This is a genomic window from Agromyces sp. C10 (genome assembly GCF_023217995.1).
In the GTDB taxonomy this organism is placed as follows: Bacteria; Actinomycetota; Actinomycetes; order Actinomycetales; family Microbacteriaceae; genus Agromyces; species Agromyces indicus.
The window spans coordinates 190,384-204,118 of sequence record NZ_JALPSX010000008.1 but is presented as its reverse complement, the minus strand read 5'-3'; the positions used below and the strand labels follow the sequence as shown (position 1 = coordinate 204,118).

The following is a 13,735-nucleotide window of genomic DNA, read 5'->3' as shown; positions in this document are numbered from 1 at the left end:
TGCAGCCTCGCGGCCTGCCCCCAGGGCAACCTCTCTACTGTACCACCCCGAGCCGGGCGTTCGCCCCGTGGATCAGAGATCCCGGGCGTCCGCAACCGGAGACCGCACGCTCGAGGCGTTCGGTTCACTTGGGAGTGGAGTAGTCATCTTAGGCTTGAAGCAACCGAGTCGCAATATGCGCCTTCGAGGCTGTTTGGCTAAGACTGTCATCTTCGCGGCCGGGAGCTTCTCGCTCTCCGCTCCGCCGTGGCGACAAGAAAGAATCTACGGGCTGCCGCGGGCCTCGGCAAATCGGGCCTGCATCCCGGGCGTGTCGCCCCCGCCGGCCGCTCGCGGCGCCCCGTGACCCGGACCGCGCAGACCGCGCGATTCCGGGCCACGGAGCCCGGCTCAGCCGAAGTTCGCGGGGTCCGGACCCACCCGGCCGGCCCGCTCCAGGTCGGTGATGCGCTGCATCTCGGCGTCGGACAGCTCGAAGTCGAACACGTCGAAGTTCTCCGCCATCCGCTCGCGCCGGTTCGACTTCGGGAAGACGATGAAGCCTCGCTGGAGGTGCCAGCGGATGACGACCTGGGCCGGGCTCTTTCCGTGGGCGGCCGCGGCATCCGTCACCTCGTCCATCTCGAGCAGCGGGTACTTGCCCTGCCCCAGCGGACCCCACGACTCGATGGCGATGCCGTTGTCGGCGGCGAAGGCCGTCGTCTCGGGCTGCTGGTGCGCGGGGTGCAGCTCGATCTGGTCGACGGCCGGCACGACGCCGGTCTCGTCGATGAGCCGCTGCAGGTGCGGTGCGAGGAAGTTCGAGACGCCGATCGAGCGAGCCCGCCCCGACTCGCGGATCTGCTCGAGCGCCCTCCAGCTCTCGACGTACCGGTCCTTCGAGGGGACCGGCCAGTGGATCAGGTACAGGTCGACGTAGTCGAGGCCGAGCCGCTCGAGGCTCGCGTCGAACGCGTCGAGCGCCGACCGGTGGCCCTGGTCCGAGTTCCAGAGCTTCGTCGTGACGTACAGCTCCTCGCGCGGGATGCCCGACGCGGCGAGCGCGCGCCCCACGCCCTCCTCGTTCTCGTAGATGCGGGCCGTGTCGATGTGGCGGTAGCCCACCTCGAGCGCGTCGGCGACGATGCGCTCCGTCTCGGGCGGGTCCACGAGGAACACGCCGAACCCGAGTTGCGGGATCTCGTGGCCGTCGTTCAGGCGGACTCGGGGCACTGAGGTCGATGTCTGCGTCATGTCGTCATGGAACACCCCGAGGCTGGAAAATCCATCCCCTGTTCGCCCGTCGCGAAGCGGATGCCGCGTGCGGGGGCTCCCGCACTCCCGCGCGTCATCCGCCCATACGATGGAGGGCTGATGTCCGAGCGCACCCTCCCGCCGATCCCCGTGATCGCCTACCCGGCCGAGCTGCCGGTGAGCGGTCGACGCGACGACATCGCGCGCGCCATCCGCGACCACCAGGTCGTCATCGTCGCGGGAGCCACGGGCTCGGGCAAGACCACCCAGCTGCCGAAGATCTGCCTCGAGCTCGGTCGCGAGTCGATCGCGCACACCCAGCCGCGCCGCATCGCCGCGCGCACGATCGCCGAGCGCGTGGCCGAGGAGCTCGGCACGGAGCTCGGCGGGCTCGTCGGCTACCAGGTGCGCTTCACCGACCGCGTCAGCGAGTCGACGCGCATCAAGGTCATGACCGACGGCATCCTGCTGAACGAGATCCACCGAGACCGCGAGCTGCGCCGGTACGACACGATCATCATCGACGAGGCGCACGAGCGCAGCCTCAACATCGACTTCCTGCTCGGGTACCTGAAGCGCCTGCTCCCCCGCCGCCCCGACCTGCGCGTGATCATCACGAGCGCGACGATCGACCCCGAGAGCTTCGCGAGGCACTTCGCGGATGGCGCGGGCGAGCCGGCGCCGATCATCGAGGTGTCGGGGCGCACCTACCCCGTCGAGATCCGCTACCGGCCGCTCGTGGCCGAGTCCGCGGGCTCCGGCTCGGGCGAGGACGCCGACGACGAGGGCGCCGCCGCCGAGGACCGCGACGTGCAGCAGGGCATCCTCGACGCGCTCGACGAGCTCGAGCGCGAGTCGGCCGGCGACGTGCTCGTGTTCCTCTCGGGCGAGAGCGAGATCCGCGACGCCGAGGCGGCCGTGCGGGCGCACTACACGACCGGTCGCGGTGCGCGTCGCGGCGGGGAGACCGAGGTGCTCCCCCTCTACGGCCGGCTGTCGTCGGCCGACCAGCACCGCGTGTTCGAGCCCTCGAAGGTCGCGGGGCTCCGGCGGCGCATCGTGCTCGCGACGAACGTCGCCGAGACGAGCCTCACGGTCCCGGGCATCCGCTACGTCGTCGACGCGGGCACCGCGCGCATCAGCCGCTACTCCGCGCGGTCGAAGGTGCAGCGGCTCCCGATCGAGCCGATCTCGCAGGCGTCCGCGAACCAGCGCTCGGGCCGGTCGGGGCGGACGAGCGAGGGCATCGCGATCCGGCTCTACTCCGAGGAGGACTACGGCAGGCGGCCGGAGTTCACCGACCCGGAGGTGCTGCGCACGAACCTGGCGGCCGTCATCCTGCAGATGGCGTCGCTCGGGCTCGGCGCCGTCGAGGAGTTCCCGTTCCTGACGCCGCCGGATGCCCGTGGCATCCGCGACGGCGTCGAACTGCTGCGCGAGCTCGGCGCGATCGACGACGCGGATGCCGCGACCGGGCCGCAACTCACCCGGATCGGGCGCCAGCTCGCCCGCCTGCCCATCGAGCCGCGGTTCGCGCGCATGGTGCTGGAGTCCAAGGCCCAGGGCGTGAGCCGCGAGGTGCTCGCGATCGTCGCGGGTCTGACGATCCAGGATCCGCGCGAGCGACCGCTCGAGCGCCGCGAGCAGGCCGACGCGATGCACGCCCGGTTCGTCGACCCGACGAGCGACTTCCTGACGCTGCTGAACCTCTGGAACCACCTGGAGGTGCAGCAGCGCGAGCTGTCCGGCAACGCGTTCCGGCGCATGTGCCGCACCGAGTTCCTGAACTACCTGCGCGTGCGCGAGTGGCAGGACCTCTACCGGCAGCTCGTGCGCCTCGCGAAGCCGCTCGGGTTGCACGTCGCCAAGGAGGCGGGCGCACCGAACCCCGACGGCATCCACCGCGCGCTGCTCGCGGGGCTGCTGTCGCAGGTCGGCATCCGCGACGACAGCCGCACGTCGAGCGGGCGCGGCGGCGCCGGCGGCCAGCGCGAGGCCGAGCGTCGCGGGCGACGCCAGCAGGCCGAGTTCGCCGGCGCCCGGAACGCCCGCTTCGTGGTGTTCCCCGGCTCGGCGCTCGCGAAGAAGCCGCCGGCCGCGCTCATGGCCGCCGAGCTCGTGGAGACCAGCCGGCTGTTCGCGCGCACGGCCGCCGCGATCGACCCGGCGTGGGCCGAGCAGCTCGCCGGCCCGCTCGCGAAGCGCTCGTACTCGGAGCCGCGCTGGGAGCGCCGGCAGGGCTCGGCGGTCGCCGACGAGAAGGTGACGCTGTTCGGCGTCGTGATCGTGCCGAAGCGGCGCGTGCAGCTCGCGCGCATCGACGCGGCGCTCGCGCGCGAGCTGTTCATCCGGCACGCCCTCGTCGAGGAGGACTGGGACTGGAACCGGCTCGACCAGCGCGTGTACGCCTTCATCCGGAAGAACCGGCAGCTGCGTCGCGAGCTCGGCGAGCTCGAGGAGCGCACGCGCCGTCGCGACGTGCTCGGCGGCGACGAGGCGGTCGTCGCGTTCTACGAGCAGCGACTGCCGGCGGATGCCACGGACGCGCGCGCGTTCGAACGCTGGTGGCGCGCCGAGCACCGCCGCTCCCCCGACCTGCTCACCATGTCCACGGCCGACCTCGTCGGCGAGGAGGAGATCTCGACCGACGGCGGGTTCCCCGACCGCTGGCGCCAGGGCGACCAGACGCTCACGCTCCGCTACCGCTTCGAGCCGGGTGCCGAGGACGACGGCGTGAGCGTGCTCGTGCCGCTCGTGCTGCTGCCGCGCCTGGAGCCGACCGGTTTCGACTGGCAGGTGCCGGGCCTGCGCGACGAACTCATCACCGCCATGCTCCGCACGCTGCCCAAGGTGCTGCGCCGCCAGGTCGTACCCGCCGCCGAATGGGCGGCGAAGATCTCCGCCGAGCTGCCCGCCGGTCCCGAGTCGGGCGAGCTGCGACCGCCGTTCGCCGAGCAGGTCGCGGGCGTCATCAAGCGCCTGACCTACGCGCCCGTCACCGCCGAGGACTTCGACCTGGACCGGCTGCCGCCGCACCTGCGCGTGACGTTCCGCGCGGTCGACGAGCGTGGGCGAACGGTCGGCGACGACAAGGACCTCGGCGCGCTCCAGCGCCGCCTGGCCGACCGGGCGAGCCGCGCGGTGGCGTCGACGTTCGCCGACGGCGGGCGCGGCACCCGACGCGGCCGCGGCTCCGGCGACGGTCGAGCGGATGCCGCAGGCGCGACCTCCGGCCCCGCTGGACCCGACCGCGCCGCGAGCCGGCCCGGCGCGAGCGGGCGGGCGACCGCCGCTCCCGCCTTCGCCGAGCAGGCCGGCGTCACCTCGTGGACATGGGAGTCCATCCCCGAGCACGTCGACACCCGCCAGGCGGGCAACGTGGTCCGCGCGTACCCGGCCCTCGTCGACGAGGGCGCGTCGGTGGCGCTGCGGCTCGTGCCGACCGCCGAGGAACGCGATCGGGCCTCGCGCCGCGGCATCCGTCGGCTGCTCGTGCTCGCGACCCCGTCACCCGTCGCCTACGTGCAGGAGCACCTGTCGAACCAGGAGAAGCTCGCCCTCGCGTCGAGCGCGTACGCCGGACCGCGGGCACTGCTCGACGACTGCCTCGCCGCCGTCGTCGACGCCGAGCTGCGCGCCCGCCACCCGGACGGGCTCGTGCGCACGCGGGCGGAGTTCGAGGCGGTCCGCGATGCCGTGTCGGCGAACGTGATGGACCGCATGTTCGAGACGGTGTCGCTCGTCTCGAGGATCCTCGTCGCGGCGCGCGACGCCGACCGGGTGATCTCGAAGGCGTCGAGCCTGCAGCTCATGTCGGCGCTCGCCGACGCACGGTCGCAGCTCGAGGCGCTCGTGCCATCCGGATTCGTGTCGGCGACGGGCCTCGAGCGGCTGCGGCACCTGCCGCGCTACCTCGAAGCGATCACGGTGCGCGTGCAGCGCATGCAGGACAACCCGGGCCGCGACCGGCAGTGGCTCACCGAGTTCGACCAGGCGCGGTCGGCCCACGCGAAGGCGGGCGGCACGATCCCCATCGACCCGGAGGCCGATCCGCGCCTGGTGCGCGTGCGCTGGATGCTCGAGGAGCTGCGCGTCGGCCTCTTCGCGCAGGAGCTGCGCACCGCCGAGACGGTGTCGGTCAAGCGCATCGTCAAGGCGCTGGCGGAATGAGCGCGGCCAGGCGCGCCGCGTAGCCCGGTTCGAGCTCGGCGAAGCGGGCGTCCCAGCGGTCGCGATCCCGGGGCGCGCCCGGGTCGGCGAGGTGCCACGCGAGGCTCTCGAGGTAGGTGTGCCATCCGGGACCGTAGTCGGGGCGCGTCGCGCGCTCGTGGCGGAGCCGCAGCCGGGTGCGCCCGCCCTCGACCGGCTCGAGGCGCACGGTGACCAGTGACAAGGGCTCCCCGACGACGGTCCACGTGGTGGTGAAGCCGTGGGGCCGCTCGCACGCCGTGACCTCCCCGTCGCAGTACAGCTCGCCGTCGCGCGTGAACGCCTGCCAGCGCCCGCCGAGCCGGAACTCGCCCCGGTAGTCGGCCATCCAGCGCCCGAGCCGCTCGGGCGTGGTGATCGCCTCCCAGAGGTCGTCGGCGACCGAGTCGTAGACCTCGTCGAAGCGCAGCTCGAAGCCCGGGTCGTCGGGCAGGATCTCGCCGGTGACGGCCATCATGCGTCCTTCCGTCGGGCACGTCGTTCGCGTGCGACCTCGGTGTGCAGCGCGTCGAGGCGATTCGACCAGAACCGCCGGTACCGGTCGAGTTCGGCGGCGGCGGACTCGACGCCGGCCCGCTCGAGCGAGTAGATGCGGCGAGCACCCTCGGCGCGCACCGCGGCGAACCCCTGCTCGCGCAGGATGCGGAGGTGGCGCGACACGGCCGGCTGCGTGATGCCGAACTCCGCCGCCACGACGTCGACGACCGCCCCCGCGGGCCGCTCCCCCTCGGCCAGCAGGTCGAGGATGCGACGGCGCACCGGGTCGCCGAGGACGTCGAACGCGTGCACGGGTGACACTCTATCAGTCTGTGGTTATATAGCGGAAGACTGATCGTCTCGACGGTGCGTACGAACAGTGTTCGCGTCGATAGGATCGAGCCACCGTGGCCAGCTACTCCGACCTGCTCAAGACCCAGGGCGTCGCGCGCATCATCGCGGCGCAGCTCACCGCACGGTTCCCGTCGGGCATGCTCTCGCTCGCGTTCCTGCTGCACGTCGAACGGCAGACCGGATCGTACGGCGCCGCCGGACTCGTCCTCGCCGCCACCTCGATCGGCCAGGCCGTCGCCGGGCCGCTCACGAGCCGGCTGATGGGTCGGTTCGGCATGCGACCGGTGCTGATCCTCACCCTCATCGTGTGCGTGGCATCCGTCATCGCCATCGGCGTGCTGCCGCTCACCGTGCCGATGTACATGCTGATCGGCCTGATCTGCGGACTCGCCACGCCCCCCGTGCAGCCGGCCGTGCGCACGATCTACCCCAAGATGGTGAACTCGCGCCAACTGACGCCGCTCTTCTCGCTCGACGCGTCGGCGCAGGAGATCATCTGGGTCGTCGGCCCCGTCGTCACCACGTTCGTGTCGACGCAGGTCGGCACCGTCTGGGGCATCCTGCTCGCCGCCGCCCTCATGGTGGTCGGCGGCATCTGGTTCATCGCGTCACCGGAACTGGGCCGCGTGCGCATCCCCCGATCCAAGCGCGCCTTCGGCAAGGTGCTCACCCGCCCGCCCGTCATGCTCGCGACGATCGTCGGCTTCCTCCTGATCGGCGCGTGCGCCGCAATCGAGGCCGGCGTCGTCGCCGCCTTCGGCCACGACGGCGCGGAGGCCGGCATCGTGCTCGCCATCTTCTCCATCGGCAGCCTCGCGGGCGGACTGGGCTTCGGGCACGCGCCGATCAGCCCCTGGTCGACCGCGCGCCGGATGTTCATCGTGTTCTTCGGCACGGTGCTCGCCGCGTTCTCGATGGACTTCTGGTGGCTCGCCGTGACCCTCTTCATCGCCGGCATCGGCATCGCCCCCGCGCTGGCGGTGCTGTTCGCGATCGTGTCGGCGAGCGTGAAGTTCTCCGACACCGCCGAGGCGTACGGGTGGGTCGGGACCGGCCAGCTCATCGGCGCCGCCCTCGGATCGGCCCTCGCCGGCTTCCTCATCGACGGCTACGACGCGGTCGGCGCCTTCTGGGCGGCCGGCGTGCTGGCCTTCCTCGGATTCGTCGTCCCCGCGCTCGCGCGCCGCTGGCACCCCGACCTGCGCGGGCGCGATGCGAGCCCGATCCCCGACACCGAACCGGTCGCGATCACCCCGAGCTGACGGGCGGTCACGCCCGGCGAGCTCCCGACGAAAGGCGCACGGATGCCGCATCCGCCCCTCGCCCCGACCATTCAGCTCGCCGACGGGCGGGCCATCCCGCAGGTCGGGTACGGCATGTACAAGGTCCCGGCGGCGGATGCCACGCGGCTCGCGCTCGAGGCCATCCGCCTCGGCTACCGGCACCTCGACACCGCCGCCCTCTACGGCAACGAGGCCGAGGCGGGCGCCGCGGTGCGCGAGTGCGGGCTGCCGCGCGACGACCTCTTCGTCACGAGCAAGGTCTGGAACGACGACCACGGCTACGACGAGACCCTGCGGGCGTTCGACGCCTCGATGGATCGCTTCGGGCTCGACCGACTCGACCTGTACCTCATCCACTGGCCGGTGCCGTCGCAGGACCGCTACGTCGACACGTGGCGAGCGCTCGTCAGACTGCGCGAGGAGGGCCGGGCGGCCTCGATCGGCGTCTCGAACTTCCACGCGCACCACCTCGAGCGGCTGATCGACGAGACCGGCGTGACACCCGTCGTGAACCAGGTGGAGCTGCATCCGTGGCTGCCGCAGCGCGAGCTCCGCGCGGCGCACGAGCGCCTCGGCGTCCGCACCGAGGCGTGGTCGCCGCTCGCCCGCGGGCGCCTGCTCGGCGACCCCGTGCTGGAGCGGATCGCCGCCAAGCACGGTCGATCGGCGGCGCAGGTCGTGCTCACCTGGCACGTCGCGAACGGCACGATCGTGATCCCCAAGGCGTCCTCGCCGGAGCGCATCGCGGAGAACCTGGACGTGTTCTCGTTCCGGCTCGACGAGGACGACGTCGCGGCGATCGACGGCCTCGAGTCCGGCGAGCGCACGGGTCGCGATCCGGACGACGACTGATCCATCGAACGATGGACGGCGCCGCACCCGGCTCGCGGTTATGGTGACCGGATGCAGGCGGTCGTCATCGGGAGCGGCTTCGGCGGCCTGGCCGCCGCCATCCGGCTGGCCGCGGCCGGGCACGACGTCGTCGTGCTCGAGCAGCGGGACCGCATCGGCGGGCGAGCGTACCTCTACGAGCTCGACGGGTTCCGGTTCGACGGCGGCCCCACCGTGCTCACCGCGCCGTTCATGTTCGAGGAGCTGTTCGCCCTCGCCGGCGAGCGCCTCGAGGACCACGTGCGGCTCGTGCCGCTCGACCCCTTCTACCGCGCCTTCGACGCCGACGGCTCGCACTTCGACTTCCACGCCGACGCTGCCCGCATGCGCGAGGAGGTGGCTCGGCGGAGCCCCGCGGACGAACGCGGATACGAGCGCCTCAGCCGCCGGGTCTCCCGCATCTTCGACGCGTTCTACCCGTACACCGAGCGGCCCATGATGCAGGTGCACGTGATGCTGCGGATGCTCCCGTTCCTGCTCCGCCATCGTGCCGCGCTCGGGGTCCAGCGCCTCGTCGACGGCTGCATCCGCGATCCGTTCCTCCGGCGAGCGCTGGCGTTCCACCCGCTGCTCATCGGCGGCCACCCCGCCCGCACGCCCGCCCTCTACTCGCTCATCGTCGAGTTCGAGCGCCGCTGGGGCGTCCACTACGCGGTCGGCGGCACCGCGGCGGTCGTCGACGCCCTCGGCGCCCTGCTGGAGCGGCTCGGCGGGCGCATCCGGTGCGGGGTCGAGGTGGACGCGATCCTCGTGCAGGACGGCCGGATCACCGGGGTCCGCCTCGAGGACGGCAGCGAGCTTCCCGCGGACGTCGTCGTGTCGAACGCCGATCCGGGATACACCTACGACCGGCTCCTGGGTGCCGCGCACGGCTCGACCGGCGGTCCGCTCCGCTCGACGAAGCCGAGCATGTCGCTGCACGTCCTCTACTTCGGCGCCGACCGCACATGGCCGGACACGCCGCTCGCGCACCACAACCTCCTGCTCTCCGGCGACTCGCGGCGGGTGCTGGGCCGCGTGTTCGGCCGCCCGCGGAGCTCCCGGACGCCGCCCCCCGAACCCGTGAGCGCCGACGACCTGTTCCTCTACGTCCACCTGCCCACGCGCACGGACCCGTCGATGGCGCCCGAGGGGTGCGAGGCGATGTACGTGCTCGTGGCCGCACCGCCGCTCGACGACGGCGAAACGGTCCCGGAGGCCTCGGCGCGCCGCATCCGCGACCTCGTCGTCGACCTGCTCGACCGGCGGTACCTCCCCGGCCTCGCCACCCACCTGCGGGTCGAGCACGCGATCGGCCCCGAGCACTTCCGCGACGTGCTCAACACGCCCCGGGGCGCCGCGTTCTCGCTGCAGCCCACGCTGTTCCAGTCCGGGTGGTTCCGCCCGCACAACCGGTCGCCGCGGGTCGACGGCCTCTACCTGGTCGGCGCCGGCACGCACCCCGGCGCGGGCATTCCCGCCGTGCTCGCCTCGGGCAAGATCGCCGCCGACCTCATCGCCCGTCGGCGACCCGGCCGACGCCCGGCGTCGAGACGGCCGGGGCCCGCCATGGACGCGGTGTCGCGATGAGCGCCGACTACGCCGTCCACGGCTTCGGCGAGAGTCCCGAGGTCACGCTCGACGACGTGCCCGTACGCGGCGAGCTGCCGCGCTGGCTCACCGGCTCCCTGCTGCGCAACGGTCCGGGGACGTTCCGGGTCGGCACCCAGCGGTACCGCCACTGGTTCGACGGGCTGGCGATGCTCCACCGGTTCACGATCGACGACGGACGCGTCTCGTACGCCAACCGGTTCCTCGAGACCGAGTCCTACCGCGCCGCGCGCGACGAGGGGCGCATCGCCTACCCCGAATTCGCGACCGACCCCTGCCGCTCGCTGTTCGCCCGCGCGATGGCGGTGTTCGACCCGCAGGTCACCGACAGCGCGAAGGTCAACATCGCGCGCGTCGCGGAGCACTACCTCGCCCTCGCCGAGACCCCCATCCAGGTCGAGTTCGATCCCGAGACGCTCCGCACGGTCGGCGTCACCGGCTGGGACACGTCGACGTTCGGGCGGATGACGACGGTCCATCCGCATCTCGACGAGGCCCGTCACGAGGCGATCAACCTCGTCACCCGCTACAACGCCGTGAGCAACTACGTCTTCCGGCGAGTCGACACGCGCGACCCCGGCCTGCTGCAGGGCGAGACGATCGCGTCGAGGCCGGTCCGCGAGCCGTCCTACATCCACTCCTTCGGCATGTCGGCCCGCCACCTGGTGCTGGTCGAGTTCCCGCTCGTGGTCAACCCGCTCGCGCTCCTGCTGTGGCTCCGGCCGTACATCGAGAACTTCCGCTGGAAGCCCGAACGCGGCACGCGGATCCACGTGTTCGATCGCGAGAGCGGCGCGCACGTCCGAACGATGACGGCCGACCCGTTCTTCGCGTTCCATCACGTGAACGCCTACGACGACGAGGACGGATCGGTCGTCGTGGATCTCGTGGCGTACGACGACGCCTCGGTGATCGAGTCCTTCTACCTGCATCGCCTGGCCGAGCCCGACGTCCGGATCCCACCGGGGACGCTGCGCCGGCTGCGCATCCCGCTGGACGGTCCGGACGTGCGGCTGCACGCCGAGGAGCGGTCCCCGATGGGGATCGAGCTGCCGAATGTGGACTACGCCCGGTTCAACACGAGCCCCGAGCTGCGCTACGTCTACGGCGTCGGGGTCCGCGGGGAGCGCGGCTTCTACGACCGCCTCGTGAAGGTCGACCTCGCGGGCGGCGAGACGGCCACGTGGCACGAGGCGGACTGCTACCCGGGCGAGGGCGTCTTCGTGGGTCGTCCGGGCCGGCAGGCCCAGGACGACGGGGTGGTGCTCTCGGTGGTCCTCGACGCCGCGGTCGGCACGTCCTTCCTGCTCGTCCTCGACGCCGCGTCGTTCACCGAGCTCGCGCGCGCCGAGCTCCCGCATCCGGTGCTCCTCGGCTACCACGGCCAGTTCTACGGCGACCGCCCCTCGGCCTGAGCGGATGCCGCGGCCAAGCGCAACCCGATCGTGACCTGACTCGCAGCCCGCCCCCAGACCCCGGGCCGCCCGCCGGGAGTACCGTGACCGCATGATGCGACGACGCGCGCTCCTCGCGGCCTCCGCCGCGCTCACGGTCCTCCTGCTCGGCGGCTGCGGGATCGGCACGTCCGGGAGCGACGCGGGGGACGACTCCGGCGGGGTGTCCCAGCCGGACGTCGGCGTGGACGCGCCCGCCGAGGGCGGCGAGGGCGTCGCACCGCGCGACGAGGAGCAGTTCGGCGAGGATCGGCAGGTCGACCAGGACGACGACCGCAGCGTCATCACGACCGGGTGGCTCGCCCTGACGGTCGACGACCCCGTCGAATCGGCGGCGGAGGTGGCGGACCTCGCCGACCGGGCGGGCGGACGCGTCGAGAGCCGCAGCGAGACGCCCGGGACGGACACGCAGCGCGCCCGTGCGACGCTCGTCCTGCGGATCCCCTCCGACGGCCTCGACGCCGTGCTCGCCGACCTCCGCGAGCTCGGCGACGTCTCGTCCGTCCAGCTCGATGCGACCGACGTAACGCAGGAGCGACAGGACCTCGACGCCCGGATCGAGGCCCTGCAGGCCTCGGTCGACCGCCTGCTCGCGCTCCTCGCCGAGGCGGACGACACGGCCGACCTCATCGCCATCGAGTCGGAGCTCACGACCCGGCAGGCGGAGCTCGACAGCCTGACGACGCGTCGCGACCGCCTCGCCGATCAGGTGGACTACTCGACGCTCACGGTCGAGCTGCTCTCGGAGGGCGTGGCCCCCGAGGCGGGCCCGGACGACTTCTGGTCGGGCGTGGCCGCCGGATGGGAGGCCCTCGTGCGGTTCGCCTCGGGCCTGCTCGTCGTGGCCGGCGTCCTGCTGCCCTGGCTCGGCGCGGCGCTCGTGGTCGCCGCGGTCGTGACGGGGATCGTGCTGCTCGCCATCCGGGCTCGGCGCCGGAGCCACCCGCACGCACCGCCGGCCGCACCGGCCGCACCCGATGACCCCGGCGACGCCGGGCCGGGCGGGGGCGACCGCGCGTAGGCTGGCGCCGTGCCGACGACCACTCCGCCTCCGACGCCCGCGCAGGTCCTCGACGACGACCTCCTCGAGCGGTTCCGCGAACGCGCGGCCGGGTACGACCGCGACAACGCGTTCTTCGCCGACGACCTCGCCGAGCTGCGCGAGGCCGGCTACCTCGGTGCGGTGGTGCCCAGCGGCCTGGGCGGGCTCGGCTGGGACCTGCCGACCCTCGTGGCCGCGCAGCGGCGCCTCGCCTCGGCCGCGCCCGCGACCGCGCTGGGGGTGAACATGCACCTCGTCTGGACGAGCGTCGCCCGCGTCCTGCACGATCGCGACGACGACTCGCTCGACTTCCTGCTGCGCGAGGCGGCCGCGGGCGAGGTGTTCGCGTTCGGAATCTCGGAGGCCGGCAACGACCTGATGCTGTTCGGCTCGGACACGATCGCGGACCCGCAGCGCGACGGCACGGTCCGCTACACCGGTCGGAAGATCTTCACCTCGCTCTCCCCCGCGTGGACCCGCCTCGGCGTGCACGGCCTCGACACCGCGTCGGATGACGCACCCAAGCTGGTGTACGGGTTCATCGACCGCGACGACCCCGACGTGCGCACGCTCGACGACTGGGACACCATCGGCATGCGCGCCACCCAGAGCCGCACGACCGTGCTCGACGGCGCAGTGGCGGCGCGGGATCGGATCGTGCGGCGCCTCGACCCGGGTCCGACGGACGACCCGTTCGCGTACGCGATCTTCGCGTGCTTCGAGCTGCTCATCTCGTCGGTGTACGCGGGGCTCGCCGACCGGGCGCTCGAGCTCGCCGTCGCCTCCGCGTCGACGCGCGTCTCGAAGCGGACCGGCGTACCGCGGTCGGAGGATCCCGACGTGCGCCGCCGCATCGCCGAGGCCGGGTCGCTGCTCGAGGCGATCGGACCCCAGCTGGACGCCCTCGCCCGCGACGTCGCGGACGGCGTCGATCACGGCGCGTTCCGGTTCGCCAGGCCGTCGGGCCTGAAGATGCGGGCGGTCGCCGCTGCCCGCGGGGTCGTGGAGGCCGCGGTGCGCGTCTCCGGCGGGCGCACGTTCTTCGCGGGCGACGAGCTGGGCCGACTCCAGCGCGACGTGCTCGCGGGCGCCTTCCACCCGTCGAGCGACGACGGCGCGCTCGGAGCCATCGCCACGGCGCTGCTCGGCCCGGTGCGGGACTGAGGACCCGCGGCGCGACGACGCCGTCGATAGACTGGCGC

10 protein-coding genes are annotated in these 13,735 nt (G+C 72.8%); 7 read left to right on the top strand and 3 right to left on the bottom strand.

Translation table 11 applies throughout. The features are described from left to right. Positions 1-390: 390 nt before the first annotated feature. Complete coding sequence (locus tag M1L56_RS11120) at positions 391-1,233, bottom strand: aldo/keto reductase (protein ID WP_248599267.1); 843 nt, start codon at positions 1,231-1,233, stop codon at positions 391-393. Between the two features lie 120 nt (positions 1,234-1,353). Between M1L56_RS11120 and hrpA the strand changes: the two genes are divergently transcribed. After that, a complete protein-coding gene (gene hrpA / locus M1L56_RS11115) occupies positions 1,354-5,403 on the top strand; it encodes an ATP-dependent RNA helicase HrpA (RefSeq protein WP_248599266.1) in 4,050 nt (1,349 codons plus the stop codon). Here the strand turns inward: hrpA and M1L56_RS11110 are convergent. Beyond that, the gene (locus M1L56_RS11110) at positions 5,384-5,899 is read right to left on the bottom strand and encodes an SRPBCC domain-containing protein (RefSeq protein WP_248599265.1); all 516 of its coding nucleotides are present in this window, start codon (positions 5,897-5,899) and stop codon (positions 5,384-5,386) included. The genes hrpA and M1L56_RS11110 overlap by 20 nt on opposite strands. Then, entirely contained in the window at positions 5,896-6,231 is a 336-nt protein-coding gene (locus M1L56_RS11105) for a helix-turn-helix transcriptional regulator (protein WP_067945863.1), read from the bottom strand. The genes M1L56_RS11110 and M1L56_RS11105 overlap by 4 nt, the downstream gene beginning before the upstream one ends. Before the next feature lie 95 nt (positions 6,232-6,326). Between M1L56_RS11105 and M1L56_RS11100 the strand changes: the two genes are divergently transcribed. The 6 genes from M1L56_RS11100 (at position 6,327) to M1L56_RS11075 (ending at position 13,697) form a co-directional block, all read left to right on the top strand. Then, positions 6,327-7,535 (top strand): MFS transporter, encoded by a 1,209-nt coding sequence (locus M1L56_RS11100; RefSeq protein ID WP_248599264.1) that lies wholly within the window; start codon positions 6,327-6,329, stop codon positions 7,533-7,535. A gap of 42 nt (positions 7,536-7,577) precedes the next feature. Continuing rightward, a complete protein-coding gene (locus M1L56_RS11095) occupies positions 7,578-8,408 on the top strand; it encodes an aldo/keto reductase (protein ID WP_248599263.1) in 831 nt (276 codons plus the stop codon). Positions 8,409-8,459: 51 nt separating this feature from the next. Beyond that, positions 8,460-10,016: a phytoene desaturase family protein gene (crtI, locus tag M1L56_RS11090; protein ID WP_248599262.1), complete on the top strand. Its 1,557-nt coding sequence runs from the start codon at positions 8,460-8,462 to the stop codon at positions 10,014-10,016. After that, positions 10,013-11,452 (top strand): carotenoid oxygenase family protein, encoded by a 1,440-nt coding sequence (locus M1L56_RS11085; protein ID WP_248599261.1) that lies wholly within the window; start codon positions 10,013-10,015, stop codon positions 11,450-11,452. Before crtI ends, M1L56_RS11085 begins: the two co-directional genes overlap by 4 nt. Before the next feature lie 91 nt (positions 11,453-11,543). Beyond that, positions 11,544-12,512: a DUF4349 domain-containing protein gene (locus M1L56_RS11080; protein ID WP_248599260.1), complete on the top strand. Its 969-nt coding sequence runs from the start codon at positions 11,544-11,546 to the stop codon at positions 12,510-12,512. A gap of 9 nt (positions 12,513-12,521) precedes the next feature. Continuing rightward, positions 12,522-13,697: an acyl-CoA dehydrogenase family protein gene (locus M1L56_RS11075; protein ID WP_248599259.1), complete on the top strand. Its 1,176-nt coding sequence runs from the start codon at positions 12,522-12,524 to the stop codon at positions 13,695-13,697. The last annotated feature ends 38 nt before the right edge of the window (positions 13,698-13,735 follow it).